Here is a 15805-nt window from a genome sequence, read left to right as displayed (position 1 = left end):
TTACGGAGAACCAACATGCTGCAACAACTCAAAGATCCTTCCCTGCTGCGCCAGCAGGCCTATCTCAACGGCCAGTGGTGCGACGCCGACCAAGGTGGCAAGCACGAGGTCTACAACCCCGCCAACGGCAGCCTGCTGGGCAGCGTGCCCATGATGGGCGCAGCCGAAACCCGCCGCGCCATCGAAGCGGCCAACGCCGCCTGGCCGGCCTGGAAGAAGAAGACCGCCAAGGAACGCAGCGTCATCCTGCGCCGCTGGTATGAGCTGATGATGGCCAATGCCGACGACCTGGCGCTGATCATGACGGCCGAGCAGGGCAAGCCGCTGGCCGAGGCCAAGGGCGAGATCGGCTATGCCGCTTCCTTCATCGAATGGTTTGCCGAGGAAGGCAAGCGCACCTATGGCGATACCATTCCGTCGCCCTCGCCGTCGAATCGCATCGTGGTCATCAAGGAAGCCATCGGCGTCTGCGCTGCGATCACGCCGTGGAATTTCCCCGCTGCAATGATTACGCGCAAGGCGGGTCCGGCACTGGCCGCCGGCTGCCCGATGGTCTTGAAGCCCGCTGAAGCCACGCCCTTCTCGGCACTGGCGCTGGCCGTGCTGGCCGAGCGCGCCGGCATCCCGGCAGGGGTGTTCAGCGTGGTCACTGGCAGCGCCAAGGACATCGGTGGCGAGATGACCTCCAACCCCATCGTGCGCAAGATCAGCTTCACCGGCTCCACGGGCGTGGGCAAGCTGCTGATGGAGCAAAGCGCATCGAGCATCAAGAAGCTCTCGCTGGAACTGGGCGGCAATGCACCCTTCATCGTCTTTGACGATGCCGACCTGGATGCTGCCGTGGAAGGGGCGATTGCCTCCAAGTACCGCAATGCCGGCCAGACCTGCGTGTGCGCCAACCGGATTTACGTGCAGGATGGGGTGTATGACGCCTTCGCGGCCAAGCTGGTGGAAGCGGTCAAGAAACTGAAGGTCGGCGATGGCATGGAGAACGGCGTGACCCAAGGTCCGCTGATCAACGAGCAGGCCGTCAAGAAGGTCGAGCAGCACATTGCCGATGCCGTGGGCAAGGGTGCACGCGTGCTGCTGGGTGGCAAGCGCCATGCGCTGGGCCACAGCTTCTTCGAGCCCACCGTGCTGGCCGATGTGACACCGGCCATGCAGGTGGCCCGCGAAGAGACTTTTGGTCCGATGGCACCGCTGTTCCGTTTCAAGACCGATGAGGAAGCGGTGGCCCTGGCCAACGATACCGAATTCGGGCTGGCCAGCTATTTCTACTCACGCGACATCGGCCGCATCTGGCGTGTGGCAGAAGGTCTTGAGTCGGGCATGGTGGGGATCAATACCGGGCTGATTTCCAATGAAGTCGCGCCCTTCGGGGGCGTGAAGCAATCAGGACTGGGGCGCGAAGGGTCGCACTTCGGGATTGATGATTATCTGGTGGTGAAGTATTTGTGCATGGGGGGGATCTGAGAGCGTCCGCTGCATGGCACAGATGTCGAAGGCCGCCATCATGGCGGCCTTTTCACGAGATGGTGTTCAAGTGCGGGTGGGCACGAATTTTGTCGTCCTTCGTGACAAGCGGAGCCGAAAACTTTCGCGCCGTTGCCACGATCATCCGATCAGGCAGATGGATGGCCTGTCCGTCCGCGATCACGTCAGTAGCTTTACAGGATGTTTACGCCCCCACTCAAAAATACAACCCGGCGTTTACGTCTCGCGTCCTACATTGACGTCTCCTCCACTACGGACCGGCCCGCGCCGGTCCCTTGTCTATGAGACCGATCGCCATCCTCCAGCATGAAAGCACACAGGGCCCCGGTGTCCTGCTGGATCATCTGGAGCAGCATGCCCTGCCCTATCGCTTGTTTCAACCCGCCGCAGAAGGCGACGCCCCGCGCGATGCCAGCCAGTTTTCCGGCATCGTCACGCTGGGCAGCGACCACAGCGTCAATGACGACCTGCCCTGGATCCACGCCGAACACGCCCTCCTGCAAGATGCCCTGGCCCGCGACGTGCCGGTGCTGGGCCACTGCTTCGGTGCCCAATTGCTGGCCCGTGCCATGGGCGCGCAGGTCAGCCGCAACCTCTGCGCCAACATCGGCTGGAGCCCGGTCTGGGTCACGCCCCCGGCACAGCAGCGCATGGGACTGGCACGCCAGGTGACGATCTTCAACTGGCATTACGACACCTTCGAAATCCCCCCCGGTGCGGTGCGCACCATGTATGGCAGCCATTGCCTGAACAAGGGATTCATGCGCGGCAAGCAATGGGGTTTCCAGGGCCATCTCGAAGTGACCGAAGAGAGCGTGCGCAACTGGTGTGCCGCCGGCCGCGACGAACTGCTCTGTGCACACGGCCCGGCGGCACAAACCCGGGAACAGATCCTGGATCAATTGCCGGAACGCATCGCCGCCCTGCGCCTGGTCGCCGACCAGACCTATGCGGCCTGGACGAGGCAGCTGGACCGTCCCCTGCGTATTTCAGTGCGGGGACTTTCGTATTACCGATGAACCCGGCAGCGCTCAGTGAAACGCCGGATGCGCCCGCAAGCGGCTCACCGCCAGGTCGATGAAGGCGCGCACCTTGGCCGGCGAGCGCCGTCCTTCCGGATAGAGAATATGGATCGGCAGGGGCGGCTCTTCGAACTCGCTCATGACCCGCTGCAGGCGCCCGGCCTGCAAGTCGGCCGCCACCTGATACGCCAGCACGCGCGTCAAGCCCCAGCCCTGGCGGGCGGTGCTGATGGCGGCTTCATTGGTATTGGTCTGCAGGGCCGCGTCGATCACCACGCGCTGGCCATCGGCAAAGCGCCATTCCGGCGAAGCCCAGGCGCTGGTGGACGTGACGATGCGATGCTGCTTCAGATCGCCGGGCGAGGCCGGCGTGCCATGCTGGCGCAGATAGTCGGGCGAGGCACAGATCACGCGGCTGACCGAACCAACCTGGATGGCCGTGAATCCCGAATCAGGCAGATGACCGATGCGCACGGCCACATCCATGCCCTCTTCCACGATGTTGACCGGGCGATCCACGAAGAACGTCCGCGCCCGCATGCCCGGATAAAGATCGAGATATTCGGTAACGATGGGCAGCACATGCAACTGCCCGAACAACAAGGCCGCCGTCACCGACAACGTGCCCGAGGGCTGATCGTAATGGCCGGCCGCAGCCGCTTCGGCTTCAGCGATCTCTCCCAGGATGCGGCGGCAGTCTTCGAGATAGCGGGCCCCGGCTTCGGTGGTCTTGACCGAGCGCGTGGTGCGCACCAGCAGCCGCGCGCCGACCAGTTCTTCCAGTCCCGCCACGGTGCGGGTGACCACCGGCGCACTCAACTGCATCTGCCGCGCCGCCTTGGCAAAACTGGCGGTCTCGGCCACTTGCACGAAGATTCGCATTGCCAGCCATCGGTCCATGTGTCTTCCTTCCCTGCCTGTCGGAGAAGGTCGCATTATGCCCTCTTCAACGGCATCCGGAGAGGGACTTTCCAAGGACTTCATATCGCCCTCACAGGGCCAGCTCCAGGCGCGGGGCCTCCGGTCCGGAGGACTTGGCCGGGCGCGCGCAGCACAGCAGCACCTCGCCTTCGCCCACACTGGCCTGCGGTGGCTTGAGGTAAGTCACTTCGCCCGCCAGCAAACGGGTGCGGCAACTGCCGCAGTGGCCTTCGCGGCAGCTGAACTCGGGCGACAGGCCGCGTGCTTCGGCCAGCTCCAGCAAGCTGCCGGAATCCGGCATCCAGCGGGCTTCCTTGAGGCTTTCCATGAAGATCACCGGAACGGCGGTCTCGGCCACCGGTGCCAGCGGCACTGCCGCCGCGACGGTGTTGCCGGTGCGGGTAAGCGAGGCCGGACCAAAGGCTTCGGCATGGATGCGCTCATCGCTGATGCCGAATCCGCGCAAGCCGTCGTAGAGCCCCTGCATGAAGCCGCCCGGACCGCACAGGTAAAACTCGTAATCGCCAAACGGCAGGCTGCGCGAGAGCAGGTGCATGTCGATCCGGCCGGCGGCATCGAACGCGTCGCCCTCGCGGGCGCCGGTGGTGTCACTGAGCACGCGTACCAGCCTGACCGCACCGCGCGAAGCCGCCACCAGCTCGGCCAGCTCGGCGTCGAAGGCGCGCTCGTCCAGCGTGCGAGCGGCATAAAACAGGATGGCCGGTCGCATGCGCTGGCGGCGCACTCCTTCCTGGACCAGGTGGCGCAGCATGGCCATCATCGGCGTAATGCCCACACCACCGGCCAGCAGCACCACCGGGCGGTCGGTGGCGGTATCGAGCGTGAAGTCTCCCGCCGGGGCGCGCGCCTCGATGCGGTCACCCTCGCGCAACTGTGCATGCAGGTATTGCGACACCACGCCCTCGCGCTTGACGCTGATGCGGTAGTGCCCCTCGTGCGGCGCCGAGGACAAGGTGTAGGTGCGGATCAACGGCGCGGCCCCGGCCTCAGTGCGCACCCGGATCGGCAGGTGCTGGCCCGGCAGCGCCGGCAGCAGCCCGGCGCCATCGTCGGCCACCAGGTGGAAGGAGCGGATGGTCTCGCTTTCCTGCACGATGCGCGCCACCTTCAGGCTGCGCCACTGGCCGGCCAGGGCCTGGGCGCGCACACGCTCGGCGGCTTGCTGCCAGTCCCCCGTCATCAGCGCATAGGGCGAAAAGGCTTGCGCCTGGAAGGCCCAGCGCAAGGCCAGTGCCGCACGGCGGCGCACGATGCGCTGCGGGCGGAAAGTCCACAGGCGCTCGGCGCCCTCGAAGGCGGCGATCTCGGGGGAGTCGAGGATCACCTCGGCCTGCCCGGTCATCTGCAAGACATCGCCCGAGGCGTAGTCCACAAAGAGCAAACCCGCATGGCCATTGAGCACGATGTTGCCCAATGTAGAAAAGAACAGGTTGCCGTTGAAGTCCGGCACGGTCAGCACGCCCTCTGCATCGACCCGCACGAAACCCGGCTTGCCGCCCCGATGGGAGACATCCACCTGGCGCCGCCCTTCCAGGTCGGCATAGGTAGCCACGAAGAAGGCATCGGCGCCGGCAATCAAGGCACGGGCTGCTTCGTCGAGCGTGGACAGCATCTCGACCTGCCCGGTATGCGCCTCGGCCGGCTCACGGGCAAAGGAATAGTCGCGCAGTTGGATGTAGCGCGGGCAATTGCCGAAGCTCTGGTCCACCTGCACGCGCCAGCCGTCGGCCAGCGGTGCGAGCACACCATTCATGCGATTGCGGCGCCGCGTGTGCATCTCGATGCCCAGCAGGCCGACCGGTGCACCTGCGGCCATGCCGGCGGCGGCCGGGTCTTCGGGCGCGGGACGGGCGTGCATGTCCAGCTGGGTCGGCGCCGGCGAGGCCAGGAAGCCGGGATGGCCTTCGAGGAAGGTCGCCCATGCGTCGCCCGAAGGATCGACACTGCCCAGCACGATGAAGGGCAGTTGGCCGTAGAAATCGCGGTGCTGCTCGGGCATGAAGTCGCGCACCACGCGCTGCCCCACGGATTCCATCTTGTCGGCCACGCCGAGTTGCGCTTGCAGTTGTTTCTCACCGGCATGCCAGGTGGGTAGCTTGGGGAAAGTGCTCATGACGGACCTCTCGAAAAGACAGTGCAAGCAATGGGCGTGGCGACGGCCAGCAAATGTGCCCGGACAATCAGGCCTGGGCAGCCCGCAGGCCAGCGGCCGTGCGCGGGAAGGGTACGAAGCCTGGCAGGGCCTCGACCCGCTGCAGCAGGCCCAGCACGGCCGGATAGGCGGCGAGATCGACATTGCCCTCGGGGGCGCCGGCCAGGTAGCTGTAGACGGCTACGTCGGCGATGGTCGGATGATCGGCAGCCAACCACTGGCGCGAGGCCAGATGCTGCTCCATGCGGCCCAGCAGCAGGTGTGCGCGCTGGATCACTTCTTCCGGATTGAAACGGGCGCCGAATACGGTAATGAGGCGTGCAGCAGCCGGACCATAAGCCAGCTCACCGGCAGCCACCGACAGCCAGCGCTGCACGGCGGCGGCACCCTGGGCATCCTCGGGCAGCCAGTCGGTGCGGCCCGCCTTCTTGGCCAGGTAGACCAGGATGGCGTTGGAGTCGGCGATGACGACTTCCCCATCTTCCAGCACCGGCACCTGGCCGAAGGGATTCAGGGCAAGGAAGGCCGGCTGCTTGTTGGCGCCACCGGCCAGGTCCACGTGAATCAGCTCGGCCTCAAGGCCCAGCAGCGAAGCGAACAGGACGGCGCGATGAGCGTGGCCGGAGAGGGAGAAATGATGGATCTTCATGGGAGGGCTCCTGGTGGGTTGGGTCGGTCAGGGAGTTGTTCCTTGACCGTGACGCCAGTGTGGAGCCAAGCGCGGATGAAGAGAATCCGTGCCGTCGGCACTTCTTTATTGCACAGGGAGGAATAATGCGGCGGAAATGAAAACGGCTTCCGGCGAAGGGCCGCAAGCCGTCAGGCACTCACACCGGGTCAGCAGGAGACCCGGCGCCTCCGTTCAGAAATGCGCATTGCCTCCGACCGGCGCACCGCCGCCACGCGGGCCATAGCGCAGCGTCAGCAAGGTACCGAGCGTGATGGCGATGACGGCGAAGATCGGTCCGCCCAGCGCGCCCACATGGTCCACCAGCACGCCGCCGCCAATGGCCCCGCTGGCAATGGCAACCTGGAAGGCGGCCACCAGCAGGCCACCCGCGCCTTCGGCGTGGTCCGGCGCGGCGCGCACGATCCAGGTCTGGAAGCCCACCGGGAAGGCACCGAAGGCAAAGCCCCACAGCGTGATGGCGATGGCCGCTACCACCGGCGAACTGCCCGCCACCCACAGGGAGGCCGCCAACAGGGCGATGAGCGTGCCGCCGCTGACGATGGCATAGCGTTCGCTGCGCTCGGCGATGAAGCCCCCGGCAAAGTTGCCGAAGAAGCCGCCCACCCCATAACCCAGCAGCACGGCCGAGATCGTCGCCACCGACATGTGGGTGATCTGCTCCATCAGCGGGCGGATATAGGTGAATCCGGCAAAGTGGCCGGAGACCACCAGCAGCACCGCCAGCAGCGCGACCCGTACATCCTTGCGGCCCAGCAGTTCAGCCAGCACCTTGAGGCTGGGATGGTCCTTGGGCGGCAGGCGCGGAATGGCGATCCACTGGATCGCAAAGGCCACCAGGCTCACCACGCCGGCGGCCACGAAGGCGCTGCGCCAGCCCCACAGGTTGCCCATGTAGGCCCCGATGGGCGCAGCGCACACGGTGGCTACCGAGACCCCGGTAAGGATCAGCGACATGGCCCGGGCGAAGAGATGGTCCGGCACCAGGCGCATGGCCAGCGCTGCCGCCATCGACCAGAAGCCGCCCAGCGCCACGCCCAGCAACACCCGCGCCACCAGCAGGACCGGCAGGCTGGGCGCGGTCACGGCCAGGACATTGGACACCAGCAGCAGCAGGGTCAGCATGAGCACCACGCGCTTGCGGTCGATGTTGCGGGTCAGCAGCGGGATGCTGGGGGCGGCCACGGCGCCGACGATGGCCGTGGCCGTGACGGCCTGGCCGGCCGCGCCATCGGAGACGTGCAGGTCGGTGGCGATGGCGGTGAGCAGGCTGGCGGGCAGGAATTCAGCGGTGACCAGGCTGAAGACGCCCAGGGCCAGGCTGGCAATGCCGCTCCAGTTGGCCGGGATGTCTTGCGCTGCCTTGTGGGCAGGCGCCGCAGCGCCGCTGGCCGGGGCCGCCGTCTCGGTCAGCGGGGCCTCGATGATGCCGGGGTTGGACATGGGTAAAACCTTTCTTGTGACGTTTCATGACTGGGTAGCGCAGTCTATGGTTAAATGTCTGGACTTTCCATGCCGATATTTCGCAAAGATATGACTATTCGTCCAAATCTCCCCGAAATCACTGAGTGCGCCCCCAAGGACCGTCCCGCCGATGGCGTCGATCCGCTGACCGAGATCCTGCTGGGCCTGCGGCTCGATGGCGTCGAGTACGCCCGCTACGTGCTGCACGAGCCCTGGGCGGTGGCCTTCCCGGCGCGGCGCGAGGCGACCTTCCACTTCATCGCCCAGGGCAGTTGCTGGATACAGGTCGGCCAGGATGACTGGCTGCAGCTCAATGCAGGCGATGCGGTACTGCTGCCACGTGGCTCGGCGCATGCGCTGGCCAGTGCGCGCGCCCTGCCGACGGTGGAGATCGGCAAGCTGGCCCGCAAGGCAGTGGCGGACAATCTCTTCCTGGTCGATGACAGTGCGCATGCCCAATCCGATGCTGCCCCCGTGCCGCCGACGCACGTGGTGTTCTCCGGCACGCTGCGCTTCAACCTGGACCCGCTGCACCCGCTCTTGATGATGATGCCCGAGGCCATGCGCGCCTGTGATCTGGCCCAGCGCGATCCGGCGGTGCTGGCGCTGCTCGATGCGATGGAGCGCGAAGTGGCCCTCAACCGCATCGGCGGCTGCGGCATCCTGGCGCGCCTGGCCGACGTGCTGGCCGCCAGCATCATCCGGGGCTGGGTGGAATGTGCCTGCACCGATGCCAGCGGCTGGATCGCCGCAGTGCGCTGCCCGCTGGTCGGACGGGTGCTGGCCGCGGTGCACCAGCATCCGGAACGCGACTGGTCGGTCAATGAACTCGCGGCCTTGATGGGGGCCTCGCGTTCCAGCTTCATCGAGAAGTTTTCGGCCACGGTGGGCGAGACCCCGGCCAAGTACGTGGCGCGCGTGAAGATGTTCCAGGCGCGCCACTGGATCGCCCGCGACGGCTTGCGGGTGGCGGTGGTGGCCAACCGGCTGGGCTACGATTCGGAAGCGTCCTTCAGTCGCGCATTCAAGCGCATCATCGGACACCCGCCCAGCGCAGCGCGCCTGGGCTGAGCGCCGCACGGGGCCTGCGTTTGCACCCTCATTTTGCGCTTCGGAAATGTTGCTGGAAGGGATGTGTGAAGAAGCCTTCATTTCCGCTGTACGCGCCCATTGCGCTTGGCTATGATCGGTAGCGGGGACTAGCCTGCCGGGACAGGCGGATGGGACAGTGCAAGGGGACGCCATGCATTATGAGATCGTGCACGCTTTCGGGGCCGGAGTGTATTGCGTCTTCATCGCGCTCTTTCTGCTGGCAGCGCGCATTCCGCGTACCAACCCCGGCGCCAACTGGTTTGCGGCTGCCATCAGCTGTGCCTTGCTGGGGCGATTGGCCGTGCTCTATCTCACGCCGCTGGGTGAGCGCGCCTTTGCCAATCCGGTCTATGGCAGCTTCCTGGTCCTGGAAAAAATATTGCTGGTGATGGGTTTCGTGCGCTTCTTCGGTCTGCAGCACCGTACGTTGCTGGTGCGGGCCATCTGCGTGAGCGCCGCCGTAGCCGAACTGTGGATGCTGTGGTCCAACAACCAGCTGGCCCTGCCGCTCATCAAGAGCACCAGCTATGCCCTCTTCAACGTCTTTGCGCTGGCCAGCCTGAGCTGGATGATCCTGCGCGACGACATCGACTGCCCGCGCATCATCCGCCGCTGCATGGCCACCGCCTGCATTGCGCTGACGCTGCACTGGGCCTGCGGCGGCCTGATCGGACACTTCTATCCGCCCTGGCTGCGCTACGGCTTCCTGCTGGGCACGGCGCTGGTGGCGCTGCTGTACATGAGCCTGCTGACAGCCATCCTGGCGCTGTTCCATCGGCGCTTGGTCCAGGCCGAGGCCAAGGCCCTCAAAATGGCTTTCAAGGATCCGCTCACGGGCCTCTACAACAAGCATTTCATGAACAACCTGTTCGACCAGGCGCTGCTGCTGGCCACGCGTCCGCATCACCTGGTGGCGGTGTATTACATCGACCTGGACAACTTCAAACCCGTCAATGACCAGGCTGGCCATGCGGTGGGCGACAAGGTACTCATGTGCGTGGCGCAGCGCCTGAAGGAAGCCGTGCGCAGCACCGACATCTGCGCGCGCCTGGGCGGGGACGAATTCACCGTGATCGCCACCCAGCTGGAACGCCAGGACCAGGCCCCGGAAATCGCCAAGAAGCTGCTGGCCAAACTGGCCGCCCCCATCGAGGTCGGACACCAGCAATTCGTCCTGGGCGCCAGCATCGGCATCAGCCTTTATCCCAGCCACGGACAAGACCTGTCGCGGCTGCTGGAGCAGGCCGACGCCGCCATGTATCACGTCAAGCACCGGGGCAAGAGCGGTTATGAACTCTACACCGCGGGATAAGGTGCACAGCGCCTGTCAGAAGCCCACTTGCAGCCGCATGGTGAAGGTGCGCGCACTGAGGGTGGCATTGCTGCCGAACAGGTAGGCGGCTTCGTATTTCACGAACTGCTGTCCCATGCGCAGGGTGCCGAAGAGGGCCGGGCCAGCACGATGCGACTGCTGGTCACGTGCGGCCCAGTGATCCCATCGTCCCAGTTCGCCAAAGCCCTGCAGCCCGAAGTTGAACCAGGGCCGCCAGTGCTGCCGCACCTGCCATTGATAGGCCAGCTGGGTCGGCCCGCCCTGGCGGGTACGGTAATCGCGCTGGAAGAACAGGTTGGCGTTGAACTGCGTGCGCCACCATTCGGTTTGCAGCGCCGGCCCCCACTCCAGTGAATAGCCATCGCGCTGGCTGTTGCGATACTGGCCCACATCGGTATGGATGGCCAGGTCGACGGGATACTCCCCTTGCGTGAGCAGGACGTCGTTCTGCCAGTTCATGCTCAGCAGCTGCGTGCCCTGTACCGCATCCTGCAGGGTCACCCCATAGAGCTCGGTGTACCAGCGCGAATTGACGCCAACACCGATCCCCAGCTCAGGCGAACCGATCGGGGGACCGACGCTGGTCTTGGCGTTCCAGTACTTGTAGTCCAGCGTCCATTGCCCCGGATCGGAATAGACATTGACCAGGTAGTAGCCCGTGGCCGCCTCCGACGGGCGGCCCGATGCCGCCAGCAGGATCGCGGCCAGGACCGGCAGGCAACGCCCGATGCGCTTGTGCATCATCAGTTCCGGACTCAGCGGGCGGGCAGGCCCTGGAGGAACTGCCCAAGTTCGCGCACGTAGAAGCGCGCCATGCCGGTGGTGCCATGGCCACGCGTGTCGGCACTGGCCGGGATCAGCAGCAGCCGGGCGCCCGGCACTTCCTTCAGGGCGGCCTGCATGATGCCGGTCTCGGGCGGGTTGCGTTCGTCGTCGGCGGAATTGATGGCCAGCACCGGCACCTTGATCTTGGACAGACCCGGCGCGGCGTTGTAGTCGGCCGAGGAACCCCACTGGTAGATGAAATCATTGGCGTCCGCCGTCACCGGCGCGGCCAGGCGCTCATCGACCAGCTTGTCGGCCTGGGCATGGGTACCGGCCATGGCCTGGTAGGCCAGCGTGCCGCCATTGGTGGCGAAGACGAACATGTTGTTGGCCAGGCGCAGCGACGGCGGCTGGGTGGTGTAGTTGCCGTTGTTCCAGGCCGGGTCCTGCTTGATCGATTCGACCAGCATGCGCCGCATCATCCAGTTGCGGCTGGCCATTTCGGTGGGCTGCGAAGCCATCGGTACCAGGCCATCGGCAAAGCCGGGATAGGTGCCGCCCCAGATCCAGGTCTGCATGCCGCCCATGGAATTGCCGATGATCAGGCGCAGGTGCGAAATGCCCATGCCTTCGGTCAGCATGCGGTATTGCGCCAGCACCATGTCGTCATAGTTGTATTGCGGGAAGCCCGCACGCAGGCCGTCGGAGGGCTTGGTGGACTTGCCCACGCCGATGCCGTCCGGAATGATGATGAAATATTTGCTGGCATCGAGCGGCTGGCCGGGACCAAAGAGCTGGCCGCCGAAGTCCTTGGACAGCATCGCCCCGGCGCTCTGGTAGGTGCCGTGCAGCACCAGCACCGCCGGATTGCTGCGCTCGCCCAGGGTGACGTAGTGCAGGCGCAGGTTCTCCAGGGTCTGGCCGGTATGGAACTGGAACCGCGGCGCCACCCAGCTGCCTTCCACCGGCTTGGCCGGTTCGGCAGCGTAGAGCGGCGCAGCCGCCAGCAGCAGGCTGGCTGAGGTGAGCAACAGGCGGGCTGCCCGGCGCAGGCTTGAGGTCAGGGTCATGAGGTCTCTCTGGTCTGTTTATTGTAAAAAACACGCCTGAACACCCTCTTCCCAAGGGCTGGTACGGCGCAGGCCAGAGTATGTAACAACTGTAAGAGAACGTGTTGCAACTCGAATCTTTTCGAGATCAAGCTGGTCTATTGCCATACCCGCTCCCGCATGAAGACCTCCTTGGGGCAGCATGCGCGAGCCGGACCCTCATTCAAAAAACTTCGGGAACCAGCCCAACTTTCGATCAGGAAAAAGATCATGAAAACACTGCACAAGATCGCTGCCATTTCCATCACTGCCATCGCGCTGACCGCCATGACCGGCTGCAGCAACATGAGCACCCGCGACAAGAACACCGCCATCGGCGCCACCGTGGGTGCCGTGGGCGGCGCCATCCTCACCGGTGGCAGCGGCATCGGCACCGCCGGCGGTGCGGCCGTGGGCGGCGTGATCGGTCACCAGATCGGCCGCTGAACCAGGTCAAGTTTCGTCAAGTTTGCGCGGCGAGAGCCGCGTGCAGCTTTGCCAGGGCGGCCTTCGGGCCGCCCTTGTTGCGTGTGAAGCGCGCAAGGGCGGGCACCGCTAGACGGCCAGGAAGCCGCCATCCACCGGCACCACCGCCCCCGTGAGCATGGCTGCATCCGGTGAAAGCAGCATGGCGATGCTGCGCGCCACGTCCTCGGCGGAGGCGAAACGCTGCAAGGGATGGCGCACCATCATCGGTGCCGACTTGGCCGGATCGCTCCAGGCGGCCTCGGCCAGTTCGGTCAGGGTGATGGTCGGCGCCACCGCATTGACGCGGATGCCATGCGCCCCCAGCTCCTTGGCCAATACCCGCGTCGCGCCTTCCAGGCCGGCCTTGGAGGCGGCATAGCACAGATGTTCGGCAAAACCGCGATGGCCCGCAATGGAGGTGATGTTGACGATGGCACCGCCGCCACCGGCCGCAATGCGCGCCCGGGCGAAGGCCTGGCAGGTGATGAGGGCCGCGCGCAGGTTCACGCCCAGCACCGCCTCATAGCCTTCATCGGTCATTTCCGTGCTTGACTGCAGCACGTTGATGCCGGCGCTGTTGATGAGGAAGTCCGCAGTACCGGCCTCCTCCATGGCGCGCCGGGCGGCGGCCGGATCGGACAGGTCGACCTGCACCGAACGGCCGCCGATTTCTTCGCGCAGGCTGGCCAGGTCGCTGGCAGTGCGCGACAGGGCGATCACCTCGGCACCACGCTGTGCCATCAACCGTGCGCAGGCGCGGCCTATGCCTTTGCCGGCCCCGGTGATGATGACCGATGTTCCTGAAAATTCCATCTGCTTTTCCTCGTTCAATGGGAAGCTGCGGCCTGTGCGGCCAGCAGCGGGGCCAGGCTGTCGCGAATCTCCCGCGCCAGTTGCTGACTCTTGAGAAAGGCCTGGTAACGCGCCTCGTGCAGGCGGCCGATGGCCTCCCCCGCCGGCGTATTGCGCCCGGCCACGCTGGACATGGCCGCCATGGCGCTCTGCAGGTCGGCATGCGTGCCCGCAGCAACCGCTGCCAGCATGGCCGATCCCAGCAGCACTGGCTCCGGGCAGGCGGTGATTTCCACCGGCAGGCCGGTGGCATCGGCCAGCAACTGGCGCGTCAGCGGATGCGTGCCGGCACCGCCCGAGACCGACATGCTGGCGATGCGCACCCCGCATGCCGCCTGCGCCTCGATGATCTGGCGCAGGCCGTAACCCAGGCTGCACAGTCCTGCCACGTAGAGCGCCACCAGGCTGTCGATGTCGTGTTCCATGCCCAGCCCGAGCAGCACCGCACGCGCCTGCGGATCGGCCAGCGGTGACCGGTTGCCGAGGAATTCCGGCACCACGTTGATCTGTCCGGCCAGCCAGACTGCCTGCGCCGGCTGGGCCACCGAGGCCAGCGCGCGCGTGGCCAGCCATTGCGGCAATTCCATCCCCTCGGCAGTGGCCATCTCGCGCGCTTGCGGCGTGGCCGGATGCAGCGTCAACAGATGATCGATGGCCGCACCCGCTGCCGACTGTCCGCCTTCGTTGAGCCACATGCCGGGGGCCATGGCGTTGTAATACGGGCCCCACACACCGGGCACGAAGACCGCCTCGGCATTGCTGGTCATGGTGCAGGAAGAGGTACCGAACACATAGGCCATGCAAGCCGCTGCATCCTCCGCACCACCGCGTGCGGCGACCGTGCCGACGCCACCCGCATGGGCATCGATCAGTCCGGCCGCCACCGCGATGCCGGGCCGCAACTGCAGTTCCTGCGCAGCCTGTGGAGACAAACCACCGTTCAATGCCGTGCCGGGCCAGACCACCTCCTGGCCGATGCGCGCAAAACCTTCGTCGGCCAGGTCGCCCAGGCCGATGCGATGGAAGTAGTCGGCATCCCACCGCCCTTCATGGGCCAGATAGGTCCACTTGCAGGTCACGGTGCAGGACGAGCGCTGCAGCGACCCCGTCGCCTTCCAGGTCAGGAAGTCGGTGAGATCGAAGAACTGCGCAGCGCCGTCATACACCTCCGGCAGATGTTCCTTCAACCACAGCAGCTTGGGCGTTTCCATCTCCGGCGAGATCACGCCGCCCACATAGGACAGCACCGCATGCCCACCCGCATTGATGCGCCGGGCCTGCTCCAGCGCGCGGTGATCCATCCACACGATGACATCGCGCTCGGGATGGCCGGCATCACCCACGCCGGCCGGCGCGCCTTGCACCACCAGCGAACAGGTCGCATCCACGCCGATGCCGGTGACGCTTTCCGGATCGATGCCGGCCTTGGCGACGGCACCCCGCACCGCGCGGCATACGGCGTGCCAGATCTGGGCGCTGGATTGTTCGACACGTGCGCGGCGCTCGTCGCGGAAGAGATCGATGTCGTGTTTCGCGCTGCCACACAGCTTGCCGCTGCGATCGAATACACCGGCCCGGGCCGAGCCGGTGCCGACATCGATGCCGATCAGATAGGTCTCCATCTTTCCTCGCTGGTTTGGACAAGGGCCACCTGCCGCGTTGTCTTGCTCACACGCGATCGAAATTGGTGGGGAGCACGAGCATATCGCGGATGGTCACATTGCGGTTGCGGGTCAGCATGTACTCGACCGCATCGGCCACCTCCGAGGGCTCGATCAGGCTGCCCGATTCCTTGGCCTTGCGCAGGTTCTCTTCCGGCCAGTCGGCCAGCAGCGCCGAGATCACCGGGCCGGGCGAGACCTGACCGACGCGCACGCCATGCGGGATCATCTGGCGCCGCATGGTCTGCACGAAGCAGGTGATGGCCCATTTGGAACCGGCATAGACCGGCTCCCAGTACGTCGGGAAGTGCCCGGCCACCGAGCAGGTGACGATGATGTCGCCGGTCTTGCGCGCGATCATGTGCGGCGCCACGGCATGCACGTTTTTCATCACGGCATTGACGTTGAGGTTGAGCATCTTGTCGATGGCCTCGGGCGTGGTATCGACCAGCTCGCCGCCGATGTAGGTGCCGGCATTGCAGTAGAGGATGTCGATGTGATCGACCTTGGCCAGGATCTCCGGCACCATTGCCGCGCAGCTGTCGGCGTCCAGCAGGTTGGTGACCTGCGGGATGGCCTGCGGGCCGAGGCGCGCGGCCAGTTCGTCCAGGGCCTTGGCATTCCAGTCCACCATCACCACGGTCACGCCATTGGCCAGCAGCTTTTCGGTGGTGGCCAGGCCGATGCCGGAGGCGGCACCGGTGATGACGGCGATCTTGCCAGCGAGAGATTGAGTCATGTTCTGTCTCCTTGTGAATGAAATTGAGTATGAAAAAAAGGAATG

Annotated in this window: 14 protein-coding genes and 1 pseudogene; 5 read left to right on the top strand and 10 right to left on the bottom strand. The window is 65.5% G+C overall.

Translation table 11 applies throughout. The features are described from left to right. Window positions 1–15 precede the first annotated feature (15 nt). Entirely contained in the window at window positions 16–1473 is a 1458-nt protein-coding gene (gene gabD / locus ACLRDN_RS04845; RefSeq protein WP_413459201.1) for an NADP-dependent succinate-semialdehyde dehydrogenase, read from the top strand. Between the two features lie 52 nt (window positions 1474–1525). Here the strand turns inward: gabD and ACLRDN_RS04840 are convergent. Beyond that, window positions 1526–1624 (bottom strand): annotated as a pseudogene (locus tag ACLRDN_RS04840) (VapC toxin family PIN domain ribonuclease); the annotation flags it as partial. Between the two features lie 151 nt (window positions 1625–1775). Here ACLRDN_RS04840 and ACLRDN_RS04835 point away from each other — a divergent pair. Next, entirely contained in the window at window positions 1776–2513 is a 738-nt protein-coding gene (locus tag ACLRDN_RS04835; RefSeq protein ID WP_413459200.1) for a type 1 glutamine amidotransferase, read from the top strand. 12 nt (window positions 2514–2525) lie between these two features. On the opposite strand, the gene ACLRDN_RS04830 is transcribed toward ACLRDN_RS04835, so the two are convergent. The 4 genes from ACLRDN_RS04830 to ACLRDN_RS04815 form a co-directional block, all read right to left on the bottom strand. After that, window positions 2526–3416, bottom strand: coding sequence for a LysR family transcriptional regulator (locus ACLRDN_RS04830; RefSeq protein ID WP_413459199.1), 891 nt, complete (start codon window positions 3414–3416; stop codon window positions 2526–2528). Between the two features lie 91 nt (window positions 3417–3507). Further along, on the bottom strand, window positions 3508–5571 hold the full coding sequence (locus ACLRDN_RS04825; RefSeq protein WP_413459198.1) for a pyridoxamine 5'-phosphate oxidase family protein: 2064 nt from the start codon (window positions 5569–5571) through the stop codon (window positions 3508–3510). Between the two features lie 67 nt (window positions 5572–5638). Further along, a complete protein-coding gene (locus ACLRDN_RS04820) occupies window positions 5639–6259 on the bottom strand; it encodes a glutathione S-transferase family protein (protein WP_413459197.1) in 621 nt (206 codons plus the stop codon). Between the two features lie 213 nt (window positions 6260–6472). Then, a complete protein-coding gene (locus ACLRDN_RS04815) occupies window positions 6473–7741 on the bottom strand; it encodes an MFS transporter (protein WP_413459196.1) in 1269 nt (422 codons plus the stop codon). A 90-nt stretch (window positions 7742–7831) separates the two neighbouring features. On the opposite strand from ACLRDN_RS04815, the gene ACLRDN_RS04810 reads away from it, so the two are divergent. Together ACLRDN_RS04810 and ACLRDN_RS04805 are read left to right on the top strand one after the other, a co-directional pair. Next, entirely contained in the window at window positions 7832–8833 is a 1002-nt protein-coding gene (locus ACLRDN_RS04810) for an AraC family transcriptional regulator (protein ID WP_413459195.1), read from the top strand. A gap of 172 nt (window positions 8834–9005) precedes the next feature. Beyond that, the gene (locus ACLRDN_RS04805) at window positions 9006–10166 is read left to right on the top strand and encodes a diguanylate cyclase domain-containing protein (RefSeq protein WP_413459194.1); all 1161 of its coding nucleotides are present in this window, start codon (window positions 9006–9008) and stop codon (window positions 10164–10166) included. Between the two features lie 15 nt (window positions 10167–10181). Here ACLRDN_RS04805 and ACLRDN_RS04800 read toward each other — a convergent pair whose 3' ends face one another. After that, complete coding sequence (locus ACLRDN_RS04800; protein ID WP_413459193.1) at window positions 10182–10928, bottom strand: hypothetical protein; 747 nt, start codon at window positions 10926–10928, stop codon at window positions 10182–10184. 14 nt (window positions 10929–10942) lie between these two features. Beyond that, a complete protein-coding gene (locus ACLRDN_RS04795; protein WP_413459192.1) occupies window positions 10943–12022 on the bottom strand; it encodes an alpha/beta fold hydrolase in 1080 nt (359 codons plus the stop codon). 249 nt (window positions 12023–12271) lie between these two features. Here ACLRDN_RS04795 and ACLRDN_RS04790 point away from each other — a divergent pair, with 249 nt between their 5' ends. Next, complete coding sequence (locus ACLRDN_RS04790) at window positions 12272–12487, top strand: glycine zipper 2TM domain-containing protein (protein ID WP_088755320.1); 216 nt, start codon at window positions 12272–12274, stop codon at window positions 12485–12487. Window positions 12488–12595: 108 nt separating this feature from the next. Here ACLRDN_RS04790 and ACLRDN_RS04785 read toward each other — a convergent pair whose 3' ends face one another. The 3 genes from ACLRDN_RS04785 to ACLRDN_RS04775 are packed head-to-tail and all read right to left on the bottom strand — an operon-like array spanning window position 12596 to window position 15760. Beyond that, window positions 12596–13321 carry an SDR family oxidoreductase gene (locus ACLRDN_RS04785; protein ID WP_413459191.1) on the bottom strand — a complete coding sequence of 242 codons (726 nt, stop codon included), beginning with the start codon at window positions 13319–13321 and terminating at the stop codon, window positions 12596–12598. 14 nt (window positions 13322–13335) lie between these two features. After that, window positions 13336–14982, bottom strand: a complete 1647-nt coding sequence (locus tag ACLRDN_RS04780) for an FGGY-family carbohydrate kinase (protein ID WP_413459190.1) — start codon at window positions 14980–14982, stop codon at window positions 13336–13338. A gap of 46 nt (window positions 14983–15028) precedes the next feature. Further along, the gene (locus ACLRDN_RS04775) at window positions 15029–15760 is read right to left on the bottom strand and encodes an SDR family oxidoreductase (protein WP_413459189.1); all 732 of its coding nucleotides are present in this window, start codon (window positions 15758–15760) and stop codon (window positions 15029–15031) included. Window positions 15761–15805 lie beyond the last annotated feature (45 nt).

Source organism: Herbaspirillum huttiense (assembly GCF_047300815.1).
Classification (GTDB): domain Bacteria; phylum Pseudomonadota; class Gammaproteobacteria; order Burkholderiales; family Burkholderiaceae_D; genus Herbaspirillum; species Herbaspirillum huttiense_A.
The sequence above is the reverse complement of the archived record's forward strand: the minus strand, read 5'-3'. Positions and strand labels throughout refer to the sequence as shown.